The 12,833-nt window shown below is 73.5% G+C and carries 13 protein-coding genes; 5 read left to right on the top strand and 8 right to left on the bottom strand.

Annotation, left to right across the window (positions count from 1 at the left end; all coding sequences use genetic code 11):
* Positions 1–22: 22 nt before the first annotated feature.
* Complete coding sequence (locus ACFYZY_RS14955; protein ID WP_388693539.1) at positions 23–661, bottom strand: DUF6758 family protein; 639 nt, start codon at positions 659–661, stop codon at positions 23–25.
* 180 nt (positions 662–841) lie between these two features.
* Positions 842–1,426, bottom strand: coding sequence for a suppressor of fused domain protein (locus tag ACFYZY_RS14950; RefSeq protein WP_388693537.1), 585 nt, complete (start codon positions 1,424–1,426; stop codon positions 842–844).
* A 483-nt stretch (positions 1,427–1,909) separates the two neighbouring features.
* On the opposite strand from ACFYZY_RS14950, the gene ACFYZY_RS14945 reads away from it, so the two are divergent.
* Positions 1,910–3,037 (top strand): magnesium and cobalt transport protein CorA, encoded by a 1,128-nt coding sequence (locus tag ACFYZY_RS14945; protein WP_388693536.1) that lies wholly within the window; start codon positions 1,910–1,912, stop codon positions 3,035–3,037.
* Positions 3,038–3,065: 28 nt separating this feature from the next.
* On the top strand, positions 3,066–3,575 hold the full coding sequence (locus ACFYZY_RS14940; protein ID WP_388693534.1) for a hypothetical protein: 510 nt from the start codon (positions 3,066–3,068) through the stop codon (positions 3,573–3,575).
* A 14-nt stretch (positions 3,576–3,589) separates the two neighbouring features.
* Here the strand turns inward: ACFYZY_RS14940 and ACFYZY_RS14935 are convergent, their stop codons facing one another.
* Positions 3,590–4,351 (bottom strand): hypothetical protein, encoded by a 762-nt coding sequence (locus tag ACFYZY_RS14935; protein WP_388693533.1) that lies wholly within the window; start codon positions 4,349–4,351, stop codon positions 3,590–3,592.
* 303 nt (positions 4,352–4,654) lie between these two features.
* Here ACFYZY_RS14935 and ACFYZY_RS14930 point away from each other — a divergent pair, with 303 nt between their 5' ends.
* The 3 genes from ACFYZY_RS14930 to ACFYZY_RS14920 are packed head-to-tail and all read left to right on the top strand — an operon-like array spanning position 4,655 to position 7,666.
* On the top strand, positions 4,655–5,941 hold the full coding sequence (locus tag ACFYZY_RS14930) for a magnesium transporter MgtE N-terminal domain-containing protein (RefSeq protein WP_388693531.1): 1,287 nt from the start codon (positions 4,655–4,657) through the stop codon (positions 5,939–5,941).
* Positions 5,931–6,488, top strand: coding sequence for a DUF1003 domain-containing protein (locus tag ACFYZY_RS14925; RefSeq protein ID WP_388693529.1), 558 nt, complete (start codon positions 5,931–5,933; stop codon positions 6,486–6,488). The genes ACFYZY_RS14930 and ACFYZY_RS14925 overlap by 11 nt, the downstream gene beginning before the upstream one ends.
* A 44-nt stretch (positions 6,489–6,532) precedes the next feature.
* Entirely contained in the window at positions 6,533–7,666 is a 1,134-nt protein-coding gene (locus ACFYZY_RS14920) for an Mrp/NBP35 family ATP-binding protein (protein WP_388693528.1), read from the top strand.
* Between the two features lie 63 nt (positions 7,667–7,729).
* Here ACFYZY_RS14920 and ACFYZY_RS14915 read toward each other — a convergent pair whose 3' ends face one another.
* The 5 genes from ACFYZY_RS14915 to sigE all read right to left on the bottom strand — a co-directional run bounded on the left by ACFYZY_RS14915 (position 7,730) and on the right by sigE (position 12,701).
* A complete protein-coding gene (locus ACFYZY_RS14915; RefSeq protein ID WP_388693526.1) occupies positions 7,730–8,356 on the bottom strand; it encodes a hypothetical protein in 627 nt (208 codons plus the stop codon).
* Positions 8,357–8,430: 74 nt separating this feature from the next.
* The gene (locus ACFYZY_RS14910; protein WP_388693525.1) at positions 8,431–8,877 is read right to left on the bottom strand and encodes a sec-independent translocase; all 447 of its coding nucleotides are present in this window, start codon (positions 8,875–8,877) and stop codon (positions 8,431–8,433) included.
* Between the two features lie 90 nt (positions 8,878–8,967).
* Entirely contained in the window at positions 8,968–10,758 is a 1,791-nt protein-coding gene (locus tag ACFYZY_RS14905) for a trypsin-like peptidase domain-containing protein (protein ID WP_388693611.1), read from the bottom strand.
* Between the two features lie 240 nt (positions 10,759–10,998).
* The gene (locus tag ACFYZY_RS14900) at positions 10,999–11,946 is read right to left on the bottom strand and encodes an anti-sigma factor family protein (protein WP_388693523.1); all 948 of its coding nucleotides are present in this window, start codon (positions 11,944–11,946) and stop codon (positions 10,999–11,001) included.
* Positions 11,943–12,701 carry an RNA polymerase sigma factor SigE gene (gene sigE / locus ACFYZY_RS14895; protein WP_388693522.1) on the bottom strand — a complete coding sequence of 253 codons (759 nt, stop codon included), beginning with the start codon at positions 12,699–12,701 and terminating at the stop codon, positions 11,943–11,945. Before sigE ends, ACFYZY_RS14900 begins: the two co-directional genes overlap by 4 nt.
* Between the last annotated feature and the right edge of the window lie 132 nt (positions 12,702–12,833).

The raw sequence follows: 12,833 nt of genomic DNA, 5'->3' as shown, positions 1-12,833 counted from the left end.
CGTCCGGGAAGGGAGCGGAGCCCTACCCCAGGAGCCTCGGCGTGAGCGCCCCGCACGGCAGCAGTTCGACCTCCGCGCCCGCGTCCCGCAGGTCGGTGAGGACCAGTTCGTCGTACATGAGGAGGCCCGACTGCTCCGGCCAGACGATCGCCCACAGCCACAGGCCGCGCGCCTCGCCCGCGAAGACCGCGCGGTCGTGCGGGGCGCCGCCGACGTGCCAGAGCGGGGTGGGGCGCCCGGCGGCGAGCACCTTCGTCTGGGGCGGCTTGTCGATGGCCAGTCCGGAGCCGGGGTCGGGGCCCTCGATGCCGGCGTACCGGGCGCCGAGGCCGACGCCCAGCTCCTCGGCGACCAGGAGCAGTTCCCCGATGCCGCCGAGCGGGCCCGGTCCCGTGCAGGCGACGGCGGTCGCGCGTCCGCCGCTGCGGTCGTCGCCGGCGTACGCGATCCCGGTGAAGAGCCAGCCGACGGGCAGGGGCCACGGCATCCACACCGGCACCCGGGAGCGGTGCGCCACGACGCCGAGGGCCTCGACGCTGGGCGGGACGACGGGCTGGAGCGGGTGCACCGAGCCGTGCGCGTCGCACTGCCAGGAGTCTGCGAAGAGGCCGGGCGCCCTGACCCTGCCACCGCACTTAGGACAACTGGGTTCGCCCCTCATAGGGCTCAACGGTCCTACCGCTTCCGCCCCGAGTCAAGGACGGCCCCGAACGATCACCCGTCCGGCACGGGCCGTCCACCCGCGCGCCCCTTCCGGCCGCCCCGGAGCCTTCCCGGGGAGCGGCCGGGGCCGGGCCGGAGGGTCCCGCCGGCCGTGCGGTCCGGGGCGCCGGGCCGCGGGTCAGTCCAGCTCCACGGACCTGCGCAGCGGATCGCGCAGGTCCGTCCCCCGCGCCAGCCAGCGCTCCTCCAGGGCCCGCGCCCCGTGCACCCGCTTCCACGCCGCCTCGTTCGAGGTCATCGGCAGCAGCGGCAGGAACCGCACCGGGTCCCTCGGGGCGTCCAGCTCCAGGTCCTCCACCAGGCCGCCCGGCTCCGCCACGAGGACCGAGCCGAAGGGGGCGCCCGGCCAGAGCGGGCCGCCCACGTCGAGCGAGGCGCCGGGGGCCACGACCAGGCCCTCGACCTGCGGGGTGGCGGCGAGCACGGCGAGCGGGCGCAGCACCTTGTCGGTGTCGGCGAGGCCGCCCCGGACGGTGAGGACGAGTTCCGCGCGCGGGCCCTTCACCGGATCGGCGAGCGCGGAGGTCGGGTCGGCCATCGGCTGCGCGGACATCCCGAGGGTCGCGTACCGCACGAGATCGCCGTCGATGAAACGGAGCACCTCGATCCGGTCCGTGCCGAGGAACGTCACCGCGGCGCGCGCGTCCGGTTCCCCGAGGGCGGTCCGCAACCGGGCCTCGACCAGAGCAAGAACTTCTCCCATGAGTTGAGCATAAAGCGCGTATGGAACGGGCAAAACAAGGGATTGACCCTCTGTCGGCTGATAGTCTTGGCCGCTGGTCGGGCGTGCAGGATGGCCCGATCTCTCGTCACACGTCATCCCTCACGAGGGACCGGCCGGAGGAGGTGGGGCTGCGATGGACCGAAGTCGGTCGGGCAGTACCAACGGCTCTTCCGCCCCGCACCCGAGCCAGGTGCGTTCTTTCCTCCGGTGATTCCGGGTCTGCGTTCCCGTCGGTCCCGTCGGTTTTTTCGGTCCTTCCGGTTCTCCCGATCCGCACGGACCGCGTGACCCTCCTTCTCCGGCATCTCGCACGACGGAAGAGCATTTCGCCTTTGCCTGTCTGTAGCGAACGCCGTCACCGCGATCCCCCGGTGCCGCCCGCTTTGTGGACGACACAGCTCCACGTCCCCATTCCGGGCTGCGCCACGGTCGCCGACGGCCTCTCCGTGAAGGAGCATGCCCATGTCGATGATTCGTGACCTGCGCGCCGCCGTCCGCCCGAGCCTGCGGCACCCCCTGCGCAAGACCCCCACCACGTACACCGCGTACGACCCCACCCGCGACCACTCGGCCTCCACCGCCGTCGTGGACTGCGCCGTCTACCGCGACGGGCACCGGGTCGAGGACGGCGAGTGCCTCACGCCGCGCGGCGCGATGCATCAGGTGCGGGAGAGCGGCGGCTTCGCCTGGATCGGTCTGCACGAGCCGACCGAGGCCGAATTCGCGGGCATCGCGGCCGAGTTCGGGCTGCACCCGCTCGCCGTCGAGGACGCCGTCCACGCCCATCAGCGGCCCAAGCTGGAGCGGTACGACGACACCCTCTTCACCGTCTTCAAGACGATCCACTACGTCGAGCACACCGAACTCACCGCGACCAGCGAGGTGGTCGAGACCGGTGAGGTGATGTGCTTCACCGGCCCCGACTTCGTCATCACCGTCCGGCACGGCGGCCAGGGCTCCCTGCGCAACCTCCGCCACCGCCTCCAGAACGAGCCGGAGCTCCTCGCCAAGGGCCCCTCGGCCGTGCTGCACGCCATCGCGGACCACGTCGTGGACGGCTACATCGCGGTCGCGGACTCCGTCGAGCTGGACATCGACCAGCTGGAGATCGACGTCTTCTCGCCGGCCGTGAAGGGCTCCACGCGCGGCACCGACACCGGCCGGATCTACCAGCTCAAGCGCGAGGTCCTGGAGTTCAAGCGGGCCGTCACGCCGCTGGCGCGGCCGCTGCAGCTCCTCAGCGAGCGGCCGATGCGGCTCGTGGACCCGGACATCCAGAAGTACTTCCGGGACGTCGCGGACCACCTCGCCCGCGTCCAGGAGCAGGTCGTCGGCTTCGACGAACTCCTCAACTCGATCCTCCAGGCCAACCTGGCGCAGGCGACCGTCGCGCAGAACGAGGACATGCGCAAGATCACCTCGTGGGCGGCGATCGTCGCCGTCCCCACGGCGGTCTGCGGGGTGTACGGGATGAACTTCGACCACATGCCGGAGCTGCACTGGAGGTACGGCTACCCGATGGTGCTCACCGGCATCGTCGTGGTCTGTCTCACCATCCACCGCACGCTCAAGCGCAACGGCTGGCTGTAGTCCCGGACCGGCTCGATAGGCTGCCGCCATGACCGATCAGTCGCTCGGGCCCGCCCTCGTCGAGGAGGCCACCAAGAAGTCCGGCCTGGTGTGGGTGCGCGGCACCGGGCCCGCCCGCGCGCTGTGGCACGTCTGGCACGACGGCGCCGCGTTCGTGGTCGGCGACGGTCCCGGCGAGCAACCGCTGCCGGGCCTGGTGGACGGCGGGACGGCCGGGGTGACCGTCCGCAGCAAGGACAAGGGCGGCCGGATCGTCGCCTGGACGGCCGCCGTGCGCGAACTCGCCCCCGGCACGGAGGAGTGGGACGCGGCCGTCGCGGAGCTGAAGGGCAAGCGGCTCAACGCGCCCGACGGCGAGGCGATGCCGGGCCGCTGGGCGCGCGAGTGCCGGGTGCTGCGGCTCGACCCGCGCGAGGTCGCCGCGGAGCTTCCGGACGGCTCCCTGGCCGCCGTGCCGCTGCCGACGCCGGCCACGACCCGCCGCCCCGTGCCGGCCGCGCTGCCGCGCCTGCTCCTGAAGCGCCGCCGGCGGGGCTGAGCGTCCGGCCCGCCTCAGGTCCGGGGGAGCTGCTTCCCGTAGTCCACGGTCTCCTCCTTGGAGGGCTCGGAGAGCGGGAACTCCTTGTCCCACTCGGAGAGCGTCACCATGCCCCCGCCCCCGCCCCGCGCGAAGCGCAAGGGGTACGGGGAGCCCTGCAGGGCCACGTCGAGGACGCCGCCCCCGCCGTCCGCGCCGCCCTTCACCTCGACCGCGCGGACCCCGCCGATCTGGGCCCGGCCGCCCTTGACCTTCTCGCCGTGCAGGCCGATCAGGCCGTCCAGGAGCGAGCCCATGTCGGTGAAGCCGCGCAGCTGCTTGTACGAGGGGTCGTCCCGCGGCACCTTCACGTACATGCCGCCGAGCTTGTCGGCGGCCTCGGCGTCCCGCTCCGTCGGCTCGCCGCCCTTGCCGTCGTGGGCCCAGAAGCCCGCGTCGGCCTTCAGGTAGAGCGCGTCGCCGACCCGCAGCAGCTCGAAGGTGCTGTTCTTCGTCGTCACCGAACCGGAGGCGCCGTCCTGCTTGAGGCGCATGTTCAGCGTGAAGGTGCCGCCCTTGCTGACCAGGGTCCCGGCCAGGCGGACCGACTTCGCGGTGTCCGCCGCCGCCCGCGCCTCGCGCTCGATCTCGGGCGCGGGGAGCATGCCGACCCCGTTGGTCCCCTCGTCCGGGTCGGGGTCGGCGGCACAGGCTCCGAGTCCCGCCACCAGTCCGGCGCAGAGCACCAGGGGCGCGAGGACCCGGCGGATACGCGACGACGGGGTACGGACGGTCATCTGCGCGGCCTCTCGTGTCGTGCGGGCTACGGGCCGGGGCCCGTACGGGGTGCCGGGACCGGGCCCCTGCGGGCGGAAGGGCGGGTCCGGCGCGCGACCGGTACCGGGGGTTTCGGTTCCGGTACCGGGGTAACAGCAGACCGCAGCGTACCCGGGCCGGACGGGGGACCTCACGGGCAGCCGTACGGGGGCGCTGCCGGAGCGGGCCGGAACGGCACGGGCTAGCCTGAACCGGTGGGCCCCGCGATCACCGGCGGGGCGCTCTGAGGACTCGAATCGTGCGGCACCGAGGAGGCGCGTGGCATGGCGGCAGGCGCCCCCCGGATCTTCGTCTCCCACCTCGCGGGGGTCCCCGTCTTCGACCCCGTCGGCGACCAGGTCGGCCGGGTCAGCGACCTGGTGGCCATGCTCCGGGTCGGTCCCCGCCCGCCGCGTCTGCTCGGGATGGTCGTGGAGGTGCTGAGCCGCCGCCGGGTCTTCGTCCCGATGACCCGGATCACCGGCGTCGCGTCCGGCCAGGTCATCACCACCGGCGTGGTCAACATGCGCCGCTTCGAGCAGCGCCCCACCGAACGGCTCGTGCTCGGCGAGCTCCTCGACCGGCGGGTGCGGCTCGTGGGGGCCGACGGCCGGGAGGGCGAGGAGGTCACCGTCCTCGACATCGCCATCCAGCAGCTGCCCGCCCGCCGCGACTGGGAGATCGACAAGGTCTTCGTGCGGCGCGGCAAGGGCGGGGCGCTGCGGCGCAAGGGCGAGACGCTGACCGTGGAGTGGTCGGCCGTCAGCGGCTTCTCCCTGGAGGAGCACGGGCAGGGCGCCGAGAACCTGCTCGCCACCTTCGAGCGGCTGCGCCCCGCCGACCTGGCCAACGCCCTGCACCACCTCTCCCCCAAGCGGCGCGCCGAGGTGGCCGCGGCCCTCGACGACGACCGGCTCGCCGACGTCCTCGAAGAGCTGCCGGAGGACGACCAGATCGAGATCATCGGCAAGCTGAAGGAGGAGCGGGCGGCCGACGTCCTGGAGGCGATGGACCCGGACGACGCGGCCGACCTGCTCTCGGAGCTGCCCGAGGAGGACCAGGAGCGGCTGCTCACCCTGATGCGGCCGGACGACGCGGCCGACGTGCGCCGTCTCCTGGCGTACGAGGAGCGCACGGCGGGCGGCCTGATGACGACGGAGCCGATCGTGCTGCGGCCGGACGCGACCGTCGCGGACGCCCTGGCCCGGGTCCGCCAGCAGGACCTGTCGCCCGCGCTCGCCGCGCAGGTGTACGTGTGCCGGCCGCCGGACGAGACGCCGACCGGCAAGTACCTGGGCACGGTGCACTTCCAGCGGCTGCTGCGGGACCCGCCGTTCACGCTGGTCGGCGCGCTCGTGGACAGCGACCTGCCGCCGCTCGGACCGGACACCCCGCTGCCCGCCGTCACCAGCTACCTCGCCGCGTACAACATGGTCGCCGCGCCCGTCGTGGACGAGAGCGGCTCGCTGCTCGGCGCGGTGACCGTCGACGACGTACTGGACCACCTGCTGCCGGACGACTGGCGGGAGACCGAGTTCCACGTGGAGGAGGGGGCGGGACATGGCCGCTGAACGCACGCAGGAACGGGAGCGCGACCGGGCCGTGTCCCGCATCCGGCTCGACGTCCCGCTCGAACGGCGGGCCAGGCTGCTGCCGCAGTACGACCCCGAGGCGTTCGGGCGCATGTCGGAGCGGATCGCGCGGTTCCTGGGGACGGGCCGGTTCCTGGTCTGGATGACCCTGACGATCGTGGTCTGGGTGCTGTGGAACATCTTCGCGCCGGCGCCGCTGAAGTTCGACGAGTACCCGTTCATCTTCCTGACGCTCGCGCTGTCCCTCCAGGCTTCGTACGCGGCACCGCTGATCCTGCTCGCCCAGAACCGCCAGGACGACCGGGACCGCGTCAACCTCGAACAGGACCGCAAGCAGAACGAGCGGTCGATCGCGGACACCGAGTACCTGACGCGGGAGATCGCGGCGCTGCGCATGGGCCTCGGCGAGGTCGCGACGCGCGACTGGATCCGCTCGGAACTCCAGGACCTGGTGAAGGAGCTGGAGGAGCGCCGGGACCTGTTCCCGTCCGGCGACACCCGGAGAAGTGACGTACCCGACCGTTGACAGACCTTTCATGGGCCGGTGGTCGGCGCCGTACCATCATCGGTATGGCTACGGAAGACGCGGTGTTCGAAGCACTGGCGACGGTGAACGACCCCGAGATCAACAAACCGATCACCGAACTCGGCATGGTCAAGTCGGTGGAGATCGAACCGGACGGCAGGGTCGCCGTCACGGTCTACCTGACCGTCGCCGGCTGCCCCATGCGCGACACCATCACCCGGCGGGTGACGGAGGCCGTGACCCGGGTCGAGGGCGTCACCGCCGTCGACGTCACGCTCGACGTGATGGGCGACGAGCAGCGCAAGGAGCTGGCGGCGGCGCTGCGCGGCACGGGCGCCGAGCGCGAGGTGCCCTTCGCCAAGCCCGGCTCGCTGACCCGGGTGTACGCGGTGGCCTCCGGGAAGGGCGGCGTCGGCAAGTCCTCCGTGACCGTGAACCTGGCGGCCGCGATGGCCGCCGACGGGCTGAAGGTCGGTGTCGTGGACGCCGACATCTACGGCCACAGCGTGCCCCGGATGCTGGGCGCGGACGGCCGTCCGACCCAGGTCGAGAACATGATCATGCCGCCGTCCGCGAACGGCGTGAAGGTCATCTCCATCGGCATGTTCACCCCGGGCAACGCGCCCGTGGTGTGGCGCGGCCCGATGCTGCACCGCGCGCTCCAGCAGTTCCTCGCGGACGTGTACTGGGGCGACCTGGACGTCCTCCTGCTCGACCTGCCCCCGGGCACCGGCGACATCGCCATCTCGGTCGCGCAGCTCGTGCCGAACGCCGAGATCCTGGTCGTCACCACCCCGCAGCAGGCGGCGGCCGAGGTCGCGGAGCGGGCCGGTTCGATCGCCGTCCAGACGCACCAGAAGATCGTCGGCGTCGTGGAGAACATGGCGGGCCTGCCGTGTCCGCACTGCGACGAGATGGTGGACGTGTTCGGCACCGGCGGCGGGCAGAGGGTCGCGGACGGCCTGACGCGGACCACGGGCGCGACGGTGCCGGTCCTCGGCTCGATCCCGATCGACGTGCGGCTGCGCGAGGGCGGCGACGACGGCCGGCCGGTCGTCCTGTCCGCCCCGGAATCCCCCGCGGGCGCGGCGCTGCGCGCGATCGCCGGCAAGCTGGGCGGCCGGCAGCGGGGCCTGTCGGGCATGAGCCTGGGCATCACGCCGCGCAACAAGTTCTGATCCGGGAAGGGCGCTCCCCGTCGGGGGGGCGCCCTTTCGCGTGCCCGGGCGCGCCGGGACGGCTCAGGCGTACGCGTCCAGGTCCTTGATCCGCGCGAACCCCAGTCCGTACGCGCTCATCCCCCGCCCGTACGCCCCCAGGTGCACGCCCGCCGCCGAGCCGGCCAGGACCCAGCCGAACTCGGTCTCGCGGTAGTGGAACGACGTCGGCGCCCCGTCCACGGGCAGCGAGAGGGTCGTCCAGGCGGGCCCGTCGAGGTCGTCGGCGAGTTCGAAGGCCGTCTCGGTCTGCTGGTTCAGCCAGTTGTCCCGCGTCATGTGGTCGAGCGAGGGGGGCCAGGTGTGCACGAGCAGTCCGGAGCCGGCCAGCCAGGCGGCGGAGGAGACCGTGGTGGCGTCGAGGACGCCCGTCCCGTCACCCGTCCGCCGGACCGGGCTCGCCGCGACCGTCACGACGACGGCGAAACGCTCCTTCTCCGCCGTGCTCGCGTCCGTCTTCACCGACGGGGCCACGCCGTGCCCGGTCGAGCCGTGCTGCACGCTGCCGTCCGCCGCCGTGCCGACCTGCATGAGCCAGCGCGGCCCGGTGAACGCCTCGTCGAGGCCGTACCAGGCGAAGGGCGCCCGCAGGTAGCCCTCGTCGGCGCGCCGGGCCACGGACACGCGCTCCGCCCGTCTCGTGGTCTCCATCTCGACCGCCTCCTCGTTCCGTCAACAGAGGGAGGATAGCCACCGGGACCCGCCGGAGCGGTGACGGCCCGTCGTCAGGTCGCGTCGGAGTCGTACGAAGGGCGTCCGCCGGCGTCCGGCTCGTCCCGCTTCCTGAGGAGGTCGGGAGTGGCACCGGCAGAGCCGTTGACGGCTCCGTTGACGGCGGAGGGCTCGCGGCCGTGGACCGCGTCGGCGACCTCGTTCATCTCCTTCTTGAGGTCGAAGGTGCCCCGCAGCTCCTTGAGCTCCTTGAGGTCCTCGTTGGTCTCCAGCTGCTTGCGGAGGAACGTCTTGGGGTTGAGGTCCTCGAACTCGAAGTCCTTGAACTCGGGACCCAGCTCGCTGCGGATGTCCGCCTTCGCGCTGTCGGAGAAGTCGCGGACCTTCCGGATGAAGCGCGAGACGTCCTGGATCACCTTCGGGAGCTTGTCCGGCCCGAAGACGAGCACGGCGAGGACGACGAGCGTCACCAGCTCGAGTGCGCCTATGTCGCTGAACACCTGGTAGCTCCTTCACACCGGTCCGGGCCCGGTCCACGGTACCCGCCCGAACCACCGGGCGGGTACCTCGCGGTGTCCGTCACATGGCGCTCAGGTGCCCTGCGAGGAGCCGAGCGTCAACGTCTTCGTCAGCTCCCTGCCGTCGCGGGTCAGGGTGAGCTCCAGCCGGTCGCCGGGGCGGTGGGCGCGGATCTTCACGATCAGCTCCTCGCCGTTGTGCACCCGCTGGCCGTCGACCTTGGTGATGACGTCGCCGGGCCGGAGCCCCGCCCCGGCGGCCGGGCCGCCGGGCGTGACGGAGGCGGTCCCGTCCTTGCCCTTCTCCCCGACGCGGGCACCGTCGCCGTTGAACTGCATGTCGAGGCTGACCCCGATGACCGGGTGGACCGCCTTGCCGGTGTTGATCAGCTCCTCGGCGACGCGCTTGCCCTGGTTGATCGGTATGGCGAAGCCGAGGCCGATGGAGCCGGGCTGGCCCGCGCCCTCGCCGGCGCCGGAACCGCCGGCCGCGCGGATCGCGCTGTTGATGCCGATGACCCGGCCCCGGGAGTCGAGGAGGGGGCCGCCGGAGTTGCCGGGGTTGATGGGGGCGTCGGTCTGGAGGGCGTCGACGTAGCTGACGTCGCTGCCGTCGCCCTTCTCGCCGCCGGCGGTGATCGGGCGCTCCTTGGCGCTGATGATGCCGGAGGTGACGGTGTTGGAGAGGTCGAAGGGGGCGCCGATGGCGACGACCGGGTCCCCGACGCGGACGTTGTCGGAGTTGCCCAGCGGCAGCGGCCTGAGGCCGGAGACGCCGGTGACCTGGACGACGGCCAGGTCGTAGCCGGTGTCCTTGCCGATGAGCTTGGCGCGGGCGGTCTCGCCCCCGGCGAAGGTCACCGAGATGTCCTCGGAGGACCGGGCCCCGTCGACGACGTGGTTGTTGGTGAGGATGCGGCCCTTGGTGTCCAGGACGAAGCCGGTGCCGGTGCCGGACGAACCGCCGCCCTTGACGTGCAGGGTGACCACGCCGGGCAGGGCGCCGGCGGCGATCCCGGCCACGCTCTCCGGGGCGCGCCCGGTGTCCCCGGCCCCGGCCTGGGGCAGCTCGACGGTGGTGAGCCCGCCGTTGCGCTCGACGTACGCGCCGATGCCGCCGCCGATGACGCCTGTGACGAGGGCGAAGAGGAGCGCTCCGACGACGGCGAGGCCCTTGCGGGACTTCTTCCCGGCGGGTGCGGGCGGCAGCCCGGAGCCGCCGACGCCCCAGGGGTCGTACTGCACCCAGGGCGCGGGTCCCTGGGGATGCGGCTGCGGATGGGGCTGGGCGTGCGGGTGGGGGTGGGGCTGCGGGTGCGGCGGGGTCTGCGGGTGCGGTTGCTGCGGCGGCACGGGGGCCGGGGGCCGCTGCACGGGCGGGGCGGGCGCCCACGGGCCGGGCTCGCCGTAGGGGGGTGTCCGGTACTCGTCGGGTGCGTGCAGGGGTCCGGCGGCGGCCTGCCCCTGCGGGGCGGGCACCTCGGACGGGGGCACGGGGGCGGGCGCCTGCGCCGGGAGGACGGGCGCGGGTGCTTCCGCCGGGGGAACGGGCACGGGTGCCCCGTCCCGGGACTCCGCCCCGGCCGCCGCGACGGCCGGGGCGGCCTCCGGGACGGGGGGCGCGGTCTTGGTCAGCGCGACGGCGGGCGCGGGGTCCTGCGGCCCGGCGGCAGGCGCGGTCACCGGCGGGGCGCCCGCCGGCGCCGGGCTGTCGCCGGGCTCCGCACCCGTCAACGCCCGGTCGTCCGGCTGCGAACCCGTCGGCACCGGGCCCTCCGGAGCCGACGGCCCCGGTACCGAGCCTTCCGGAGCCGGGGACGCCGACGTCGGGGATGCCGGCGCCGGAGGCTCCGTTCCGGTCACGGTCTCCGGGGACGGTTCCCGGTGCCCCGCCGGAGGCTCCGGCGGGGTGGCCGGCTGCGGCGCGGGCAGCGGGAAGTCGCCGTCACCGGACGGCGGCGCGGGTATGCGCGCCGCCTCCGGCGCGTTCGACTGCCGACTCCACCAGTTCGGCTTCCCGTTGTTCATGCTCTCCCCGCAACCGCTGACCCGGCCGCACCCCTGGTCGGGCGCCGCTGTCCCTGGATTCAATCAGGTCGCGGGTCAGCGGGGGGAGCCCAGCGGCCCGGTCGTCGCGCCCGTCGCCGCGGCGGCCCCGGGGCCGAAGGCCGACCGGAGGACCGGGGTCGGCCGTACGAACGGGGAAAGGGCGAGTAGGGAGGGCGAAGCCGGGTACGAGAGCCGCACGGCCGCGGTCGGAGCGGCGAAGGAGCGCGGCGCGTCCGGCGGGACCGCGCCCGACGGGACCGTGCCGAGGACCGCGGACGTCACCGGACCGTGCGGGAACGCCGTCGGGGTCGTCGCGGCGAGCGGAGCCGCCGTGACCGACTGGGCGCCGGACCGCTCGCCGGACCGCGCGCCGCGCGTGACCGGCACACCGGTGCCGCCGGCGCCGCCCCCGGTGGTGCGGAGCGGGGTGACGGCGCTGCCCGTGCCCTGCGCGCCGCGTCCGCTCGCGCTCACCGAGCTGTCCATGGGCAGGGTGCCGCCGAGCGCTATGGCCGCGAACGAGACGGCGCTGGCCGCCACGAAGGCGAAGCGCCGCCCGCGCCCGGAGCCCCGGTCACCGACCTCGTGTATCCGGAAGCCGTGGCCGGGACGCCCGGAGTGCGGGGTGACGACCGCCGCCGTGGCGAAGCCGTCCGACGTCATCCCGCTCCCGAGGAGCCCTTCGAGGGGGCTTTTCGACCTCCCGAAGCCCCCGGGATCCCCGGGGCCCCCGCCTCCCGGCTCGCCGGAGCCGCCCGGAAGCCCCTGGAGGCGTGCGAGGAAGCCCTCGGAGGGCGGTGGGGGCGCCGCGGAGGCGAAGAGGTTCTTGACGGTGCGCTGCGCGTCGGCCTCCGCCTTGCAGCGCGCGCAGGTCGCCAGGTGGGCGAGGACCCGCTCCCGTGCGTCGTGGCCGAGTTCGCCGTCGACGAGCGCGGCCAGGCGGTCGCCGAGGTGCTGCTCCGCGGGAGAGGGAGGCGGAGAGGGGGGGAATGTGCCGCTCACGCCGTGCCCCCCTCCCATCCGACGGAGGCGAGCGCACGCTCCGCCCGTGCCTCGGGCGAGCGGTGCTTGAGCGCCTTGCGGAGGTGGGAGCGGCCGCGGTGGATGCGGCTGCGGACCGTGCCGAGCTTCACGTCGAGGGTCGCGGCGATCTCCTCGTACGACAGGCCCTCGATGTCGCAGAGGACCACGGCGGCGCGGAACTCGGGCGCGAGGGTGTCGAGGGCCTGCTGCACGTCGGCGTCGAAGTGCGTGTCGTTGAAGACCTGCTGCGGCGAGGGCTCGCGGCTGGGCAGCCGTTCGGCGGCGTCGTCGCCGAGCGCGTCGAAGCGGATCCGCTGCTTGCGCCGGACCATGTCGAGGAAGAGGTTGGTGGTGATGCGGTGCAGCCAGCCCTCGAAGGTGCCCGGCGTGTACGTCGACAGCGAGCGGAAGACGCGGACGAAGACCTCCTGGGTGAGGTCTTCGGCGTCGTGCTGGTTGCCGGTGAGGCGGTAGGCGAGGCGGTAGACCCGGCCACTGTGCGTGCTGACGATCTCCTCCCACGTGGGAGGAGTCCACGCCTGCGATTCCGCATCCGGGGCGAAGGTCGCGGTGGCGGGAGCGGAGTCGGCGGTGCGGGAACGGTCAGCGGTGTCGGTCACGGATTTCGGCTCACCCGCCGACCCGAGAAGACGCCGAAGCACTCCTCCCCGATCCACAGGCGCAGCCGCACCTCCCCTGTCGGCTCTGGTGGTGTCCAGCGGAGCCCCTACCATAACCACCTCGCCCGTTAGTTCCGGATAAGAATCTTTACGCGAATTTGGGACCGGGTCGCCCGGCTGTCGCCGTCGCGTCCCTCCCCTGGTGAACGCCCGGTCCCATCTGCGGGTTCCTGTCGGCAGCGGATA

This window comes from Streptomyces sp. NPDC001744 (genome assembly GCF_042892575.1).
Taxonomy (GTDB): Bacteria; Actinomycetota; Actinomycetes; order Streptomycetales; family Streptomycetaceae; genus Streptomyces.
Note: the sequence above shows the minus strand (reverse complement) of the source record. Positions and strands in the feature narration are given on the sequence as shown.

Bases quoted from the DNA above. Each gene is read 5' to 3' on its own strand.
- ACFYZY_RS14940 (WP_388693534.1), top strand. From the start codon at position 3,066: ATGACCGATCAGTCGCTCGGGCCCGCCCTCGTCGAGGAGGCCACCAAG.
- ACFYZY_RS14955 (WP_388693539.1), bottom strand. From the start codon at position 661: ATGAGGGGCGAACCCAGTTGTCCTAAGTGCGGTGGCAGGGTCAGGGCG.
- ACFYZY_RS14945 (WP_388693536.1), top strand. From the start codon at position 1,910: ATGTCGATGATTCGTGACCTGCGCGCCGCCGTCCGCCCGAGCCTGCGG.
- ACFYZY_RS14935 (WP_388693533.1), bottom strand. From the start codon at position 4,351: ATGACCGTCCGTACCCCGTCGTCGCGTATCCGCCGGGTCCTCGCGCCC.
- ACFYZY_RS14930 (WP_388693531.1), top strand. From the start codon at position 4,655: ATGGCGGCAGGCGCCCCCCGGATCTTCGTCTCCCACCTCGCGGGGGTC.
- ACFYZY_RS14920 (WP_388693528.1), top strand. From the start codon at position 6,533: ATGGCTACGGAAGACGCGGTGTTCGAAGCACTGGCGACGGTGAACGAC.
- ACFYZY_RS14915 (WP_388693526.1), bottom strand. From the start codon at position 8,356: ATGGAGACCACGAGACGGGCGGAGCGCGTGTCCGTGGCCCGGCGCGCC.
- ACFYZY_RS14950 (WP_388693537.1), bottom strand. From the start codon at position 1,426: ATGGGAGAAGTTCTTGCTCTGGTCGAGGCCCGGTTGCGGACCGCCCTC.
- ACFYZY_RS14925 (WP_388693529.1), top strand. From the start codon at position 5,931: ATGGCCGCTGAACGCACGCAGGAACGGGAGCGCGACCGGGCCGTGTCC.
- sigE (WP_388693522.1), bottom strand. From the start codon at position 12,701: ATGGTAGGGGCTCCGCTGGACACCACCAGAGCCGACAGGGGAGGTGCG.